The 14,886-nt window shown below is 71.1% G+C and carries 12 protein-coding genes and 1 tRNA gene; 7 read left to right on the forward strand and 6 right to left on the reverse strand.

Annotated features, from left to right (window positions below; genetic code table 11):
- Positions 1-230 precede the first annotated feature (230 nt).
- On the forward strand, positions 231-2,564 hold the full coding sequence (locus ACZ7FF_RS09030; RefSeq protein WP_470810712.1) for a transglycosylase domain-containing protein: 2,334 nt from the start codon (positions 231-233) through the stop codon (positions 2,562-2,564).
- A 326-nt stretch (positions 2,565-2,890) separates the two neighbouring features.
- On the opposite strand, the gene ACZ7FF_RS09035 is transcribed toward ACZ7FF_RS09030, so the two are convergent.
- Complete coding sequence (locus ACZ7FF_RS09035; RefSeq protein ID WP_470810714.1) at positions 2,891-3,358, reverse strand: GatB/YqeY domain-containing protein; 468 nt, start codon at positions 3,356-3,358, stop codon at positions 2,891-2,893.
- Positions 3,359-3,451: 93 nt separating this feature from the next.
- Between ACZ7FF_RS09035 and ACZ7FF_RS09040 the strand changes: the two genes are divergently transcribed.
- The 3 genes from ACZ7FF_RS09040 (at position 3,452) to ACZ7FF_RS09050 (ending at position 5,360) form a co-directional block, all read left to right on the forward strand.
- Entirely contained in the window at positions 3,452-4,378 is a 927-nt protein-coding gene (locus ACZ7FF_RS09040) for a metallophosphoesterase (protein ID WP_470810716.1), read from the forward strand.
- Positions 4,379-4,461: 83 nt separating this feature from the next.
- On the forward strand, positions 4,462-5,220 hold the full coding sequence (locus tag ACZ7FF_RS09045; RefSeq protein ID WP_470810718.1) for a Pr6Pr family membrane protein: 759 nt from the start codon (positions 4,462-4,464) through the stop codon (positions 5,218-5,220).
- Positions 5,221-5,286: 66 nt separating this feature from the next.
- Positions 5,287-5,360, forward strand: a tRNA-Pro gene (locus ACZ7FF_RS09050).
- Positions 5,361-5,454: 94 nt separating this feature from the next.
- On the opposite strand, the gene ACZ7FF_RS09055 is transcribed toward ACZ7FF_RS09050, so the two are convergent.
- The 4 genes from ACZ7FF_RS09055 to ACZ7FF_RS09070 all read right to left on the reverse strand — a co-directional run bounded on the left by ACZ7FF_RS09055 (position 5,455) and on the right by ACZ7FF_RS09070 (position 10,919).
- A complete protein-coding gene (locus tag ACZ7FF_RS09055) occupies positions 5,455-5,703 on the reverse strand; it encodes an SCO4226 family nickel-binding protein (RefSeq protein WP_470810720.1) in 249 nt (82 codons plus the stop codon).
- A 220-nt stretch (positions 5,704-5,923) separates the two neighbouring features.
- A complete protein-coding gene (locus ACZ7FF_RS09060; RefSeq protein WP_470810722.1) occupies positions 5,924-7,894 on the reverse strand; it encodes a YncE family protein in 1,971 nt (656 codons plus the stop codon).
- A 279-nt stretch (positions 7,895-8,173) separates the two neighbouring features.
- A complete protein-coding gene (locus tag ACZ7FF_RS09065) occupies positions 8,174-9,343 on the reverse strand; it encodes an SGNH/GDSL hydrolase family protein (RefSeq protein WP_470810724.1) in 1,170 nt (389 codons plus the stop codon).
- Positions 9,344-9,398: 55 nt separating this feature from the next.
- Positions 9,399-10,919, reverse strand: a complete 1,521-nt coding sequence (locus ACZ7FF_RS09070; protein ID WP_470810726.1) for an FAD-binding oxidoreductase — start codon at positions 10,917-10,919, stop codon at positions 9,399-9,401.
- Between the two features lie 219 nt (positions 10,920-11,138).
- Here ACZ7FF_RS09070 and ACZ7FF_RS09075 point away from each other — a divergent pair, with 219 nt between their 5' ends.
- Genes ACZ7FF_RS09075 through ACZ7FF_RS09085 form a run of 3 tightly spaced genes read left to right on the forward strand, consistent with a single transcriptional unit; the run spans position 11,139 to position 13,367 of the window.
- Positions 11,139-12,128, forward strand: a complete 990-nt coding sequence (locus tag ACZ7FF_RS09075; protein WP_470810728.1) for a L,D-transpeptidase — start codon at positions 11,139-11,141, stop codon at positions 12,126-12,128.
- 50 nt (positions 12,129-12,178) lie between these two features.
- Complete coding sequence (locus ACZ7FF_RS09080; protein WP_470810730.1) at positions 12,179-12,685, forward strand: sigma factor-like helix-turn-helix DNA-binding protein; 507 nt, start codon at positions 12,179-12,181, stop codon at positions 12,683-12,685.
- Complete coding sequence (locus ACZ7FF_RS09085) at positions 12,678-13,367, forward strand: L,D-transpeptidase (protein WP_470810731.1); 690 nt, start codon at positions 12,678-12,680, stop codon at positions 13,365-13,367. Before ACZ7FF_RS09080 ends, ACZ7FF_RS09085 begins: the two co-directional genes overlap by 8 nt.
- A 52-nt stretch (positions 13,368-13,419) precedes the next feature.
- Here the strand turns inward: ACZ7FF_RS09085 and ACZ7FF_RS09090 are convergent, their stop codons facing one another.
- Positions 13,420-14,691 (reverse strand): glycoside hydrolase family 3 N-terminal domain-containing protein, encoded by a 1,272-nt coding sequence (locus ACZ7FF_RS09090; protein WP_470810732.1) that lies wholly within the window; start codon positions 14,689-14,691, stop codon positions 13,420-13,422.
- Positions 14,692-14,886: the final 195 nt, after the last annotated feature.

Raw genomic sequence — 14,886 nt, forward strand, 5'->3', positions numbered from 1 at the left:
CCATCAGAAAGTCGGGGTACTTCCGGAACGATTCGGGGTAGCCGGACGTATTGATACGTGACCGCACCGCTGTGACAGTTGAGAGCAGCTTAGGCCAAGGCCTGCGCGCGTGTCCGGGAAATGGAAACGTAGGCAGGTCAGGTCGCGCTGCAATCACGATCCGGCACCCGAACATCCCGAGGGGGAGCCGCTCCCTCGGAACGCTCATGAGTACGGATTAGGCTGCCCCCATGCCAAAGAAGCGCTCGGGTGGTGGTCTGTCGCCAACGCAGCAGGCCGCCAAGTTCCTCGGTGTCAGTGTGCTCGCCGGAGCCGTGATGGCAGGCATCGCGCTGCCTGCCGCCGGCGCGCTCGGCCTCGCCGCGAAGGGCTCGGTCAAGAGCTTCGACGAGATCCCGGCGAACCTGAAGAGTCCCCAGCTGAGCCAGCGCACGACGATCCTGGACAACCAGGGGCACCAGATCGCGACCGTCTACTCCCGCGACCGTACGGTGGTCGACCTCAAGGACATCTCGCCGTACATGCAGAAGGCGATCGTCGCGATCGAGGACTCGCGCTTCTACAAGCACGGCGCGATCGACCTCAAGGGCGTGCTGCGCGCCGTGAACAAGAACGCGCAGTCGGGCGGGGTCGCGCAGGGCGCCTCCACGCTCACCCAGCAGCTGGTGAAGAACTACTTCATCGAGGAGGCCGGCGACGACCCGACGAAGGTCGCCGAGGCCACCCAGCAGACCATCGGCCGCAAGATCCGCGAGCTGAAGTACGCGATCCAGATCGAGAACAAGCTCGGCAAGAAGAAGATCCTCGAGAACTACCTGAACATCACCTTCTTCGGCGAGCAGGCCTACGGCGTCGAGGCCGCCTCCCAGCGGTACTTCTCCAAGCACGCCAAGGACCTGAACCTGCAGCAGTCGGCGCTCCTCGCCGGCATCGTGCAGTCCCCGAGCCGCTACGACCCGGTCAACGACGAGGCGGAGGCCACCAAGCGGCGCAACATCGTCCTGCAGCGTATGGCCGAGGTCGGCGACATCTCCCAGAAGGAGGCGGAGGAGGCCAAGCAGCAGCCGCTCGGGCTGCACCCGAGCCGCCCGAAGAACGGCTGCATCACCGCGGTCCAGGGCGCCGGCTTCTTCTGCGACTACGTGCGCCAGGTCTTCCTCACCGACCCCGCCTTCGGCAAGTCGAAGGCGACGCGGGCGAAGCTCTGGAACCAGGGCGGCCTGACGATCCGTACGACGCTCGACCCGCAGGCGCAGCAGTCCGTGCAGGCGTCCATCAAGGACCACGTCTACAAGTCGGACGGCGTGGCGACGGCCGCGACGATCGTCGAGCCCGGTACCGGCAAGATCCTCGCCATGGGCCAGTCCCGCCCGTACGGCTTCGGCCAGAACGAGACCCAGATCAACCTGTCGGTGAACCAGGACATGGGCGGCGGCGCCGGCTACCAGCCCGGTTCGACGTTCAAGCCGATCGTCGCGGCGGCCGCCATCGAGGGCGGCAAGCCCGCGACCCAGGAGTACCCCTCGCCGTACGAGATGCCGTACCCGAGTCCGGTGTCCGCGTGCGACGGCAAGACCTGGCGCAACGACCCGAACAAGCCGGCCAAGCTGACGAACGAGAACGAGTCGGAGCACGGCCCGTACAGCATGAAGGAAGCGACCGCCAAGTCGGTCAACACCTACTACGTGCAGCTGATCAGCGACATCGGCATCTGCCCCGTCACCGACATGGCGAAGAAGATGGGCGTGGCGCGCGCGGACGGCCGCAAGATCGACCAGGCGCCCTCGATCGCGCTCGGCACCCAGGAGATGTCCCCGCTGACGATGGCGAACGCGTACGCCACCTTCGCCTCGCGCGGCATGTACTGCACCCCGGTCGCCATCGAGTCGATCACGCAGAAGATCGGCAGCCAGGTGAAGTCCCTCGCGGTGCCGCGCTCGACCTGCTCGCGCGCGATGTCGGAGAAGACCGCCGACACCGTCAGCACGCTCCTCAAGGGCGTGGTCGAGGACGGCACGGGCCAGGAGGCCGGCCTCGGCGACCGCCCGAGCGCGGGCAAGACCGGTACGACGGACGAGCGCTTCGCGGCCTGGTTCGTCGGCTACACCCCGAACATGGCCGGCGCGGTGTGGGTGGGCGACCCGCAGCACAAGCGGAAGATGATCAACATCACCATCGGCGGTGTCCCGCACGACAAGGTGTTCGGTGGTGAGGTCCCCGGCCCGATCTGGCGCGACATGATGACCGGCGCGCTGGAGGGCAAACCCGTCCAGGACTTCAACCTGGTCGACATCCCCGACGACAACGGCTCCGGGGACGGCCAGGGAAAAGGCAACGGGGGGGACAACGGGGGGACCAACGGCAACACGACGGGGCAGGTGATCGGGGGACTGATCGGCGGTCTGACGGGCGGAGGTCCGGGCGGAAACACCACGGGTGACGCCACCGGCGGCGACAACGGCGGCGCCGTCCCGAACCCGACGATCTCCCTCCCCGGGAACCTCTTCCAGGGCCAGACGAACGGCGGGACGAGGGGCAACGCGAACGGGGGGCCACGGCGGTAGGCCCTCGGCGTAGTACGACGGCGGGGCCGCACCCTGGGGAGGGTGCGGCCCCGCTGTCGTGGGCGCCGGCGCCTCGGCCCGCGCCGGGGCACCAACCGTGTCGGGACTCTCAGCTCTGCCCGGGGGCCTCGGCCCGCGCCGGGACTCTCAGCTCTGCCGGGGCACTTAGCCTTGCCGGGGGTCTCAGCCCTGCCGGGACTCTCAGCCCTGCCGGAGGTCCCCGCCCTGCCGGGCCCTCAGCTCTGCCGGGGCCCTCAGCTCTGCCGGGGCCCTCAGCCCTGCCGAGGCACTCCGCCCTGCCGAGGCACTCCGCCCTGCCGGGGCTCTCAGCCCTGGAGGAGCTTCTTCACCACGGCGGCGACGCGGCCGCCCTCGGCCAGGCCGGCGACCTTCGGGTTCACGATCTTCATAACCGCGCCCATGGCCCGCGGCCCCTCGGCACCCGCGGCCCTGGCCTCCTCGACGGCCTGGGTGACGATCGTGTTCAGCTCCTCGTCGGAAAGCTGCTTGGGCAGGTACTCGGCGAGCACCTCGCCCTCCGCCTTCTCCCGCTCCGCCGACTCGGCGCGACCACCCTGGGCGAAGGCCTCGGCCGCCTCGCGGCGCTTCTTGGCCTCCTTGGTGATCACCTTGAGGATCTCGTCGTCGGACAGCTCCCGCTTCTCCTTGCCCGCGACCTCCTCCTTGGTGATCGCGGCGAGCGTCAGCCGGAGCGTCGAGGAGCGGAGCTCGTCGCGCTCCTTGATCGCGGCGTTGAGGTCGTCCTGCAGCTTCGACTTGAGCGTGGTGGTCATGAGTCGATTGTCGCAGGTGTGCCGCCGCGAACGCCCCCTGATTTAGGGGTCGGCCGGTCCCGGCGGGGTCCGGGGGTCTGACACGATGGTCGTATGCGCGCGCGATACGGAGTTCCCCTGGGAGTCTTGGCGGCAGGCGCCGCCGGTCTGGTGTACGCGGTGGGCTTCGAGGCCCGCTCCTTCCGCCTCCGACGGGTGACCGTCCCCGTCCTCCCGCCGGGCATGCGCCCGCTGCGCGTGCTCCAGGTGTCCGACATCCACATGGTGAGCGGCCAGCGCAAGAAGCAGCGGTGGCTGCAGTCGCTGGCCGGGCTGCGCCCGGACTTCGTGATCAACACGGGCGACAACCTGTCGGACCCGGAGGGCGTCCCCGAGGCCCTGGACGCACTCGGCCCCCTGATGGAGTTCCCGGGCGCGTACGTCTTCGGCTCCAACGACTACTACGGCCCCAAACTCCGCAACCCCGCCCGTTACTTGCTGGAGAAGACGAACGGCCGCCACGGCCTGAACGGCAACCCGCCCGCCGTGGGCGCCCTCCACAACCCGTGGGAGGACCTGCGGGACGGCTTCGACGAGGCGGGCTGGCTGAACCTGACCAACACCCGGGGCGTCCTGAAGGTCGAGGGCGTCTCGATCGAGCTGACCGGCCTGGACGACCCCCACATTAAGCGTGACCGCTACGCCCGGGTGGCCGGCGGCCCCTCCGGGACGTACGACTTCTCGCTCGGTGTGGTCCACGCCCCGTACCTGCGCGTCCTCGACTCCTTCACGGCGGACGGCTACCCCCTGGTCCTTGCCGGCCACACCCACGGCGGCCAGCTGTGCATCCCCTTCTACGGCGCCCTGGTCACCAACTGCGACCTGGACACCGACCGGGTGAAGGGCCTCTCCACCCACTCGGCCGAGGGCCGCACCTCCTACCTCCACGTCTCGGCGGGCTGCGGCACCAACCGCTACACCCCGATCCGCTTCGCCTGCCCGCCCGAGGCGACGCTGCTGACGTTGGTGGGGCGGGAGTGACGTACGGGGAGTGAACCCGGGTGGCTAACCCACCCGGGCTAGTCCGAATGGCCCGCCATGTCCCCCACTCCTAGCGTGAGGGCATGACCGCCCCGATACCCAGGGACATCCCGGACCTGCCCGCGGTCCCGGGCCCGCCCCTCCTGCTGCCCTCCCCGGTGCCGGCGACGGCCGTGGTGGCCCCGGCCCACCGGCCCCTGGCAGCGGCGTTCCGCCTGCTGATCGCGCTGGCGGCAGCCGGCGGCGTGGCCCTGGCGGCCCTGCTGAGCACCCCGTCCCACGCGCTGAGCTACTTCAGCGTCCAGGCGAACGCCCTGCTCGCCGTGATCATGCTGCTCTCGGCGTCGCGAGCCTGGCGGGCCCGGCGCCCCCTGCCGTCCACGGTGACCGGCGCGGCGCTCCTCTACGTCCTGATCTCGGCGCTGGTCTACCACCTGCTGCTGGGCCACACCGCGCCGCCGTTCTCCATGACCGGCGCGACGACGGCCCCGGAGCGGTGGCACGCCCAGTGGGCCACCCTGCAGCTCCTGCACACGGTGGTCCCGGCGGCGGCCCTGCTGGACTGGCTGTGCCTGACGCCCGCGGCCCGCCTGCACCTTCGCCAGGCGGCGGGCTGGCTCCCCTATCCCCTGGCCTACCTGGTCTTCTACCTCGCCCGCGCGGCCTTCCTGCCGGCCTCCCGCCCGTCCCGGTACCTCTATCCCTTCCTGGACGTGGCGACCCACGGCTACCGCAGCACCCTGGCCAACGCGCTCCTGCTCGGCCTCGCGATGTACGCCCTGGCCGTCCTCCTGGTGGCCCTGGACCATGTCCGCCCGACACCACTCCGCCGCCGCTTCTGAATCGGATTTCGTCTCCGGCCACCTGTGGGCTAAAGTAAACGACGTCGCCGCGACAAGCAGCGACATCGGGGTGTAGCGCAGCTTGGCAGCGCGCTTCGTTCGGGACGAAGAGGTCGTGGGTTCAAATCCCGCCACCCCGACAGCCGTAACAGCAGATCAGGCAGGTACTGAATTCAGTACCTGCCTGATCTGCTTCCGTGCTCCCCGCCTATGGTGCTCCGGAGGGACTCGCCTTCACACGGTCACGGGAACCGGGTGGATTTCGTCGGCCCGGTGACCGGCACGTTCGTGGATACGTTGGACCGCTTCGGCCGAAGGAGCCTCCGAGAGGCAGTAGACCGTGCCGGACTCCGGGTCCGCCCAGGCCTTCTCGAAATGAACGCCTTCTTCCTGCTCAATGGCAAGATCGGCCCCGTGGGCCTGCTTCAGCTGGTCGGCCGTGATGCCGTTCATCCCGTGGTGGACATCCATGAACTGGGGCATGATTTCGCGCCTCCTCGCGGCTCTCGCGCCCCGGCGAACTGCCGAGCCGCGCTGGCCGGCTCCGTCATCTCCATCCTGTGCCCGTACGACCGCGACGGCGACCGTGCGGACACCGGCCGGCGGGTTCCCGGCTCGGCTGGGGCAAGTCCCAGGTCACGAGGGCAGGGGGGCGGCAGGCGGGGACCCCGCCGGGGTGGTGGTCCCGGCGGGGGTGGTGGGGCTAGTCGGAGAAGTAGAGGTAGTTCCAGGGGCCGAACGTCGTCGTGTTGACGTAGTCGCCCGAGGACGGGTCGACGTACGAGACGCGGACGCGGGCCTTGATGCCGGACTTGCCGGGGGCGCCCAGGTTCACGGCGCACGTGCCGTTGGAGGCGAGCTTGAAGTACTGCGGGCTGCTGTCGGTGGTGTACCACTTGCCGGACTGGTAGACCTGCAGGTCGATGCGCTCCTTGCGGCCCGGGTAGTACGACATGGTCGTGGTGATCACCGGGGCGCTGCTCTTGTGGAACCAGTAGTACGTCGTCGAGCCGATCTTGGCCTTCTTGTAGTACTTCGACACCACGGTGGAGTTCTTCACCTGGGCGTAGGCCGTGGCCTTGACCGTCTTCGGCTGGTAGCGGGCGTCGCCCTTGAAGACCGCGGTGACATCGGTGTCGCGGGTCATGTCGACCGTCGCGGTGATGTTGCCGTTGGAGTCGACCTTCCCGGTCCTGACCAGCTTGTTGGGCCTGTCGCCGCCGTAGGGGTTGGCCCAGATCTCGACCGTGCGGTTGTTGTACGTCGTACCGAGGTGCGCCGTGAACTTCACGTCGGTGCCGTAGGTGTACACCTTGCCGTTGCCGTTGCCGTTCAGGCTCAGCGAGGTCGCCGCGCGCGAGACGTCGACCATGTCGGTGGCGGTGACCGCGGAGTGGGCGGTGTCGCCCGCGTACGTCACCTTGTACGTGACCGTGCCTCCGGCGGGCGGGGTGTCGGAGAAGGAGTACGTGCCGTCCTGCTTCACCGTGACGGCGGGCAGCGCCTTGCCGTTCGGGGAGTCCAGGTCGGTGCGGGTGACCTGGAGCTCGACGCCGGCCGGCAGCGGCACGGACGCGGTGATCCTGCCGGTGACGGTGAGCGGCTTGGCTCGGGTCGCGCTCGCGGGGGCGCTGGCCGTGAGGGTGGGGCCGTTCAGGTTCGCTCCGGTGAGCGCCTTGAGCGTGTAGCCGCCGCTCTCGACGTCGGTGCCGACGAGCGCGAAGAGCCGGGAGTCGTCCGGCGCCCAGGCGAGGCCGGCCGTGCGCGAGGTGCCCTCGTCGTAGGTGTGCAGCGGCAGGGTGGCGTTCGGCTGGTACGTCAGGATCTTGCTGCCGTTGACCTGGGCGACGAGGCCGTTGGAGGCGATGTCGGCGAGCTGGCCGCTCGGGTAGGAGCCGGCGGCCTTGAACGCGCCGTCCGCGTAGGCGTCCCGGTCCCTGCCGTTGACCAGCACCTGCTTGCCGCCGGGCACCAGGTCGATGTCCCCGATGCCGTTGTTCAGCGAGTAGTTGCCGAAGTGCCAGGCGACCAGGGCGGGCTTGCCGCTGGAGACGTCGAGCACGGCCATCGAGTCCGTGGACAGCCCGGTCTCGCCGACGGCCAGGATGCCCGGCTGGGACGGGTCGGTGTCCAGCAGGGCCTGGCCCCAGATGCCGACCGAGGTGCCCTCGGTCGGGAACTGCGTCAGCGTCACCGGGTCGGTGCCGCTCGCCGGGTCCACCGACGGGTCGACCGAGCCGAGGTCGCCGTCCCACTGGTCGCCGTACGAGAACCACACCTTGCCACCGCTGAACGCGACATGGCGCGGGCCGTAGTTGGTGGAGACGGTGTAGCGGGCCTTGACGGCGAGGGTGCTCGCGTCGATGGCCCATATCTCGTGGATCTCCGGGGCGGCCGCGTACACGGTCGACCCGTCGTCCGAGACCGTGAGGTCGCTGACGCCGGTGACTCCGGCGACCGAACCCAGGACGTTGCCGGAGTAGTCGGCGGCCGTGACGGTGCCCGCGGTGCCGTCGCCGACGAACACCCGCTTCACGGCGCCGTCCACCGCGAGGCCGCCGGGCGAGGTGACATGGGCGGCCGACGCGGCCGAGGCGGTGCCGGCCGCGCCGAGGCCCAGCGCCGCCGATCCGAGGAGGACCGCGAGCGCTGTCGCGGTCGAGATGCTGCGCATACGCACAGTGCTGTTACCCCCACAAGGAAACCCGGTGCGTGACCGGGTAGATGTGTGCGCCGCGCGGCACCCGGACATGACCGCTGGACTGCGGCGATGTGCGGGGCGCGGCTGCTGGGGGCAGCGTATGGCATGGCTGTGACAGTTGAGGAGGGGGTTTCGGCTACCGAGGGGAATCCACTGCACGCGCTTGCTTCTTCGGCCGTCGGACCACGACGAGGCCGTCGGCGTCGTCGTGGTCCGAACGCGGTTCCCCCTCGGCGGGGTACGGCCGGGCGGCTACCGTCTCCCCGACTTCTTCCGCGGGCACAATGCCGCGCGGACGGCGGCCTCGACATGGGCCGCGAGGTTGGCCTGGCCGAAGGCGTTGGGGTGCACGATCGTGGCCCGGTTGCCGCCGGAGCAGACCATCGTGACGTGGACCAGTGAGATCTCCGTCGGCCAGTAGGGGGCGGCCTTCCCGCAGAAGCCCTCCACCCACTTCGTCGCCCGCGGCCGGCACGCGTCGTGGCCGGCGCTGGAGGCGGCGGTGTCGACGTACGTGTCGCCGTGACGCTCCGCCAGGGACCGGATGATCCCGTTGAGGTGGGTGATCACACCGTGCTGCCAGGCGATGTCCCCGTGGGTCATCGAGGCCGTCTGGCCTCCCACGAGCCGGACGGCCAGCTCGGTGGTGTCCCTGCGGTCGCAGCCGCTGGGGTCCGCGGGGAAGATCGTGGGGTAGCCGACCGCGATGATCTTCGCGTGCGGCGCCCTCTGCCGGACGGCACGCAGCATCGCGTCGTACTGCCGGATGATCCGGTCGTACTTGGCCTGGATCGACTCGCGGTCGAGGGGCGGCCCGCCGCGCTCGTAGGCGTCCCGGCAGGGGGTGGCCCTGTCGGGCCGGCCGGCGCCCAGGAGCAGGCAGGCCTCCTCCATGGCGGCGATGGGGAGGTTGTTGAGGCCGATCCCGATCGTGACCACGTCGGTCCCGGCGTCCAGGTGGGCCCGGTCCACCTGGGGCGGCACGCCGGGCCAGCCGCCGGGGGGCTGCTGGACGGGGTCGATGGGGGTCTGGCGGTCCACGGTGATCTCGCCGATGGCGGCGTTGCCGCAGCTGACGTCGGTCAGTTCCACCGCCCGGCCCGTGGGCGGGCGCGCGGTGAGGGCGCGCTCGGCGAGGTAGGGGTAGGCCCCCGTCGTACGGGCGCACCCGTCCCGGTCCGGGCTGCCCAGCGGCGGGGTCGGATCGCCGACGAACACCCCGGCGGTGTACGAGTCGCCGAGGGCCGCCCACCGCACGGGCTTCGGCGCCGTCGAAGCCGTGGCGGGAAGGGCGGTCCCGAGCGTCAGCACGGCCAGCGCGCCCAGCGCGGCACTCCGGAGGGCGGCCCTACCCGGCAGCGCCCGTCGCGCGGCTCTTCCGCGTCCGTGTGACACGGTTCCCGACACTCTGGTGCGGAACATGCGTCTCTCCTGGGAGGTGGACCTGAAGTGCGGGTGCCAAAGGGCCGTGCCGGGGTCAGCAGGACGCGGGCGGGATGCTCTGGTCGTACTGGAAGACGTTGCGCGGGTCGTACTTCGCCTTGAGCTTGCGCAGCCGGTCGAAGTTGGATCCCCAGTAGGCGGTCTCCCAGTCCTGCAGGCTGACGTTCGGCACGTTCACGTAGGCGCCGTGTACGTAGGGGCGCAGTGCCTGGCTGAACTCGGCGATCCAGGCCTGGGCGCGCGGGGTGAGCGGGTCGCAGATGCCCGGCTGGTCACTGCGCTTGCCCCAGCCGACGCCGGGCTCCGCGTAGAAGAGCGCGTCGCGGTGCGGGAAGGCCGCGCCGCCGCGGGGGTTCTTCCTGACGTTCCCGCCGAACGCCTGGACGAAGTAGTTGCTGTCGTCCGTGGGAGCGGACTTGACGAAATCGGAGACGATGTCGATCGCCTTGCCCGGGAACGGCTTCTTCGTGAACTGGGAGTAGAACTTCCAGTTCGCGGGCTCGACCTCGATCGGGACCTGGAAGCCCGCGTAGACGTCGCCCCAGTTGCCCACCTGGGTCGTGACCTGGGGGCTGCCGATCGACAGGAGCGGGGCGAGCAGCTTCTTCGCCTCCGCGGGGGTGCCCTCCGGCAGGACCCCGAACAGCAGGATCTGGTTCCGGTGGGCTTCGAGCTGCGTGCCGAGGCGGACGTCGGTGTACGGCGCGGTGCGCTGGTAGGCCTCGAAGAGCCTGCGCAGGTCGCCGGTTCCGTCCCAGGTGGCCTGCAGATACGTGACGCTCTTCAGCGGGGCCAGTTTGTAGGTGAGGGAGGTGACGATGCCGAAGTTGCCGTTGCCCGCTCCGCGCAGCGCCCAGAGCAGGTCCGAGTTGTGGTTCAGGTCGGCCTTGATGACCTTGGCACACTCGCCGCCCTCCGCGACGACGATCTCGGCGCCGATGAGGCTGTCGCAGGCCATGCCGAGCCAGCGGGTGAGGAAGCCGAAGCCGCCGCCGAGCGTCGCCCCGGACAGACCCACGCTGCCCTCGGTGCCGGTCGTGACGGCGAAGTTCTGCTTCGCGAGCGTGGTCACCGCTTCCAGCTGGTTGAGTCCGGCGCCGACCGTCGCGATGCGGGCGCCGGCGTCGATGTGGACCGACTTCAGTTCGCTGATGTCGATCACGAGGCCGCTGTCGACGTTCGACCAGCCCTCCAGGGCGTGGCGGCCGCTGCGGATCCGCACCGCGACGTCGTTCTGCCGCGCCCAGGTCAGGGCGTTGACGACGTCCTGGGTGTTCTGGGCGAAGACGATGACCAGCGGGTAGTGCGAGAAGAGCTGGTCCCAGCCGAGGCGCGCGTCCGTGTATCCGGAGTCCTCGGGGCGGACGATGCGCCCGGTCAGCCTGGCCGGCGGGCATTTCGCCCCTTGTCCTTCGGCGGCGCCGGTCGCGGCACTCGCGGCGGAGGCTCCGGTCATGGCACTCGCGTCGGCGGCCGCGGCGCCGGGCACGACGACCGCGCCGGCACCGGCGACCGCCGTCGCCTTGAGCATTCTCCGACGGGAAAAGTCGTTCATGGTCCGTTTCCTCTCGACCACCAGTGGGTGCAAATGTGCCGTTATAGGCGATTTGTGCGAGGTGGACACTAGCAAGGGTGATCACCAGGACCGCCCCAACACGCTGCGATCACAATCGGGGGTGCTCCCCGCTTGCGCGCGCGAAGTTCCGGTCCGATGCAACCCGGCCCCGTCGCCGTGCGTATAGGAGGCGATACCGCGTCTCACATGGGGGATTTCATGCACCTGGACCATTCGGCCGGTCGGACCGCCGGCCGTCTCGGCGCCGCTTTCGCGGCCTGTGTCGCCCTGCTCTCGGCCGTCGGCTGTTCGGTGGACTCGGGTACGGGCGTTCGTACCGCCGCCGCCTCCGCGCCCGCGAAGGCCACGGGCGCCGACCGCGGCGGCGAGGGCGGGGCGTCCGGGGCGCGCCCGGCCCCGTCCGTGCCGGAGCCCGCCGTGCTCGCGCAGGCGACGGCACACATAGCCGACGGGCAGACGGTCGGGGTGGGCATGCCGATATCCGTCACCTTCCCGCGGCCCGTCCCCGCGGCCGAGCGCAAGGCCGTGGAGAGCCGGCTGCGCGTACAGACCTCGTCCGGCACGCCCGGGGCCTGGAGCTGGGTGAAGGACGTGAACCTCCTGGACGGGGAGCGCGTCGACTTCCGCCCCGAAACCACCTACTGGCGGCCCGGCACCGAGGTCGCCCTGCACCTCGGCTCGCACGGCGTCCGCCACTTCACCGTCGGCCGTTCGCTGATCGCCACGGTCGACGCGAGGACGCACGAGATGACCGTCCGCACCGGCGGGAAGGCGCAGCGCGTCCCGGTCACCACCGGACAGCCCGGGCTGGACACCTGGAACGGGTCGATGGTCGTCATGGACAAGCAGTCCACGGTGCTCATGGACTCCCACACCGTGGGCCTCGGTGACGAGTACCGCGGCACCTACCACTGGGCCGTGCACCTGACGACATCGGGGACGTACGTGCACGAGAACCCGCGCGCGAACACCGAGGCCGGGCACCGCAACGTCACCCACGGCTGCGTCGGCCTCGCCTCCGACGGCACCGCCAGGCGCTTCTACGACCAGGTGCGCGTCGGCGACGTCGTCATGGTCGTCGGCGCCCACAAAGCCCCCGTCGCGGCGGGCAACGGATACGGCGACTGGAACCTGACGTGGAAGCAGTGGCTCGGGAACAGCGCCGCCGGTCCGACCACGACCGCGTGACCCCGGCCGCCGCCGCGCCCGGCCCGCCCCGCCGAGGAGAGCACGACAAGGTGACCGAGGACGAGTTCGACCTCTTCCACGCGGCCGCCCACCCGCGGCCGGTCGGTCAGCTGCACGCCCTGACGGGGGACCACGCCGAGGCCCAGGACGCGGTGCACGAGGCGTTCGAGCGCGCCTGGGACCGGCGTTCGTCGGTCCTGACCGGCGAGCGGGATCCCGAGGCGTGGATCCGTACGGTGGCACACCGGCCGGCGATGAGCCGCCGGCGGCGGGGCCGCCACTGGTGGGAGCTGGTCCGGGGCGCGCCGGCGCCCCGGACCGTGCCCGAACCGAGCCCGGACCACGTGGCGTTGGCCGCCGCTCTGCGGCGCCTGCCCGGCGCCCGGCGCAGGGCGATCGTGCTGCACCGCCTGTGCGACCTGGGTGTGGAGCAGACGGCCGCCGAGACCGGCGCGGCCGTCGGCACCGTCAAGGCACGGCTGTCACGCGGCCGTTCGGCGCGCGCCGCCCACCTGGTGAGCGAGGCGCCCCACCCGATGGAGGAAGCCCGTGTCTGACCGGCCGTCACCGCGCCCCCTGACCGGGGCGGAGCTGACCGCCCGGCTCCGGTGCCTGACCGCCCTCGGTACGGCCCAGGTCCCGGCCGCGGGGGCACTGGTGCGGAACCGGGCGGCGATCCGCCGCCGCGACCGGCGCGTTCTGCTCTCCACCGGCGCGCTGGCGGCGGCGGCACTCACCACCGTCAGCCCGGCCGCCCTCCGCTGCCCCGCCGAGCCGGCCGCGGCCTCACCGGCCCGGCCCCCGGCACCCGTCCAGCGGGTGACGATCGACCTGGACGCCCGCACGCTGACCATCGGGCGCGAGAGGTTCCCCGTCGCGGCGCCGGCGCCCTTCTGCCCGATCGGCGAGACGACGGTCACGGTCACCGCCAAGTACCCCGTGGTGAAGGTCCGTTCCGGCCGGTTCGGCGGGCGTTCGAACGCCAGGCGGTGGGCGGTCGTCTTCACCGACCGCGGTCACCACCAGCGGCTGCTGCTGTTCGAGCTGGACCCCGCCGACCGCGGCGCGCTGGGCGAGGACCGGACCCTCGGCTCCGTCGCCCTCGCGCCCGGCACCGGGAAGCACGTGTACGACGCCGTCAGGCCCGGCGCACGGGTGCGGATCAAGGGCCGGCCGCCCGCGAGCACGGCCTCCGACTCCGTCTGCGTCGACCGTCACCCGCTCATCGACGGCCGCTGACGGACCGCGGGCCCTCCCGGGGACGCCGGGAGGACCCACGGTCCGGGTGGGATCAGGAGCAGAGGTTCACGTGGCGGGCGGCCAGGATGTGGTTGGCCGCGTCGATGAGGCGGCTGCGGGTGAGGTGGCCGCTGGAGACCGCGCCGGTGATCGCCTTGGCGATCGCGGTCGTCTGGGCGCCGGTGTTGCCGCCGAGGTCGAACATGATCATGTCGGCGCCGGAGCGCAGGGCCTGGACGGCGGCGCTGGGAATGGTGAAGCCGGCGCCGGAGATCGCCTTGGCGCTGAGCGAGTCGGTGACCACCAGGCCCCTGAAGCCCAGCTTGCCGCGCAGCTCCGTGGTGATGACGGTGGGTGACAGGCCGGCGGGATTGGTGCTCAGGCCCGGCACGACGTTGTTGGAGATCATGATGGCCGGGGCACCGGCCTTGATGGCCGCCGTGAACGCCGGAACGGCCACCTTCTGCAGGGTGGACCAGGGCAGCGTGCGGGCGGGGCCGAAGTCGGAGTTGTAGGTGGAGCCGCCGATGCCCGGGAAGTGCTTGACGACGGGTATGACGTTCCCGGCGCGCAGCCCGTTCATGTACGCGACGCCGTCCTTGGAGACCACCGCGGTGTCGCCGCTGAACGACCGCCATCCGTCGGGGTTGGTCTTGCTGGGGGCCACGTTCCGGCCGTCGACGTCGACCACCGGCGCGAGGTCCGCGTTCACCTGCGCGGCCGACATCTTGGTGGCGACCTTGGTGACGTTCTGCTGGATCTGGGCCGGGGTCCAGTGCGTGCCCATGTACGAGGCCCAGGGCAGGGAGCCGACGAGGTTCGCCATGCGCTGGATGCCGCCGCCCTCCTCGTCGGTCATCACCAGCAGGCCGACGTGGCCGGGCACATGGGTCTTCAGCGCGGTCAGCCGGGAGCCGAGGTCGGACGGCGCCTTGCTGCCGAACAGCACCACACCGCCCGCACCGGCGCTCACCTCGGAGTTGGCGTCGGACACCGAGGTCTCCGACACCGGCACGGCGATGGTCAGCATGGCCAGCCGCTGGTTCGACCATCCGGCCAGCTTCGAGCTGTTGGTGCAGGCGGTGGCGGCGGTGAGGTCCGGGTTGAGGGACGAGGGGGACGGGGAGGCGGTGGGCGCGGTGGGCGGGGCGAGGGACGCCCCGGGGCTGGTGGCGTGCGGGGCCGCCTTGGGGGCGCCGGTGCCGCAGCCCGCCAGGAGCACCACCGCGAGGGCGGTGGCGCCCAGTCCGGGGGTGGTCGTGGCCCGGCCGGGGAATCGCGCCGGTGCTGTCGGTCTTGTGCGGTCACGGTGCGACGGGTTCATCGCCCGGCCTCCTTTCGGGAGACGCGACGGATCCCGTCGCGCTGAGGGCCGTATGTGCGTGAGGTGGACTTCACGAAGCGTGTGATGCACTCCTGCAGGCATTTGTTCGCCGGCCCCGGTCGACGTTCCCCTCAGCATCTCGCGTTTCGGGGTCGGCCGAAAGTGGACCGGCCGCGGGCCCCGGCGTCGGGCGGG

It is taken from the genome of Streptomyces sp. NPDC037126, from assembly GCF_055605965.1.